The organism is Microcoleus sp. ARI1-B5, from assembly GCF_036705795.1.
Lineage (GTDB): Bacteria > Cyanobacteriota > Cyanobacteriia > Cyanobacteriales > Microcoleaceae > Microcoleus.
On the sequence record NZ_JAUBVK010000081.1, the window covers coordinates 1 to 1260 of the forward strand.

At 60.3% G+C, this 1260-nt stretch carries 1 protein-coding gene; it reads left to right on the forward strand.

The window, feature by feature from the left end; genetic code table 11:
- Positions 1-52: 52 nt before the first annotated feature.
- A protein-coding gene (locus QUB63_RS34945; protein WP_332949972.1) for an IS3 family transposase occupies positions 53-1260 on the forward strand; the annotation gives its coding sequence in 2 pieces (ribosomal slippage) (positions 53-397 and positions 400-1260; 1206 coding nt annotated over the 2 pieces). This gene is flagged as partial in the annotation.

Genomic DNA, 1260 nt, shown 5'->3' on the forward strand with positions numbered 1-1260 from the left:
TGACCCGTCCTGAATAGCGTTGACACCTGGACCTTTCAAAAGGACATGTGTCATGGAATCTAGTGTCAAACGCACTCAGCGCGACTACACGCTGGCTTTTAAATTGGCGGTGGTGGAGCAGGTAGAAAAAGGCGAACTCACTTACAAAGAGGCGCAGCACAAGTACGGAATCCAGGGCCGCTCGACGGTGCTGGTGTGGCTGCGCAAACATGGGCGGTTGGGTTGGAGTCCTGCGGCATCATCTGCAGCCATGCCGATAGACAAGAAGAACCCTGGGGCGCTCACGCCCGAGCAGCAGATCAAGGCGCTGCAGGTGCAGCTGCAGCAGGCCCAGGAGAAGGCCCGACTGTTCGAGGCCGTCATTGACGTGCTGCGCAAGGACTACGGGGTGCGCGTCGTAAAAAAACCTTTGGGCAAGTCCTCTCGCAAAACCTCGTCGCAGGATTGAGCGTGAAGAGGGCTTGCCAGCACATGGGCCAAAGCCGACAGGCGTATTACCAGGGCATGCAACGCGAGGCTGCTCGCATGGAGAATGCGCAACTGGTGCAGGAGTTGGTGCGCGAGCAACGCATGCGTCAGCCGCGCATAGGTACCCGCAAACTGCACCATCTGCTGCAGGAGCCGCTGCAGCGCCAAGGAATAGCGCTGGGGCGCGATGCGATGTTCGACGTCCTGCGCAACGCCAGGCTGCTGGTGGCGCCCCGGCGGGCGTACCACAAGACGACCGACAGCCACCACCGCTTCAGGCGCCACCCCAACTTGCTCAAGGCTGGGCCAAAGCAGATTCGCGCCAGCGCCAGCGAACAGGTATGGGTAGCAGACATCACCTACTTGCCCACAAATGGCAAGTTCGTCTACCTGAGCCTGGTCACGGATGCGTACTCCCGCAAGATCGTCGGCTGGCACGTGCATGAGAGCCTGCAGACCGAAGAGGTAGCGCAGGCGATGAAGATGGCGCTATCGGGGCGGCGCAGTCGCCTGCAGCTCGTACATCACTCCGACAGAGGCATCCAGTATTGCTCGGCGTACTACCAAGCCCTGCACAAGCGCCATGGCGTGACCTGCTCGATGACTGATGGCTACGATTGCTACCAGAACGCACTGGCCGAGCGGGTCAACGGCATTCTGAAGACCGAGTTTTTGCTGCAACGCCCCGCCGATCTGGGACAGGCCAGAAGGATGGTCGAGCAGTCGGTGCGCATATACAACTGCGAGAGGCCGCACCTGTCGCTGAAAATGCAAACGCCCGATGCGGTGCAT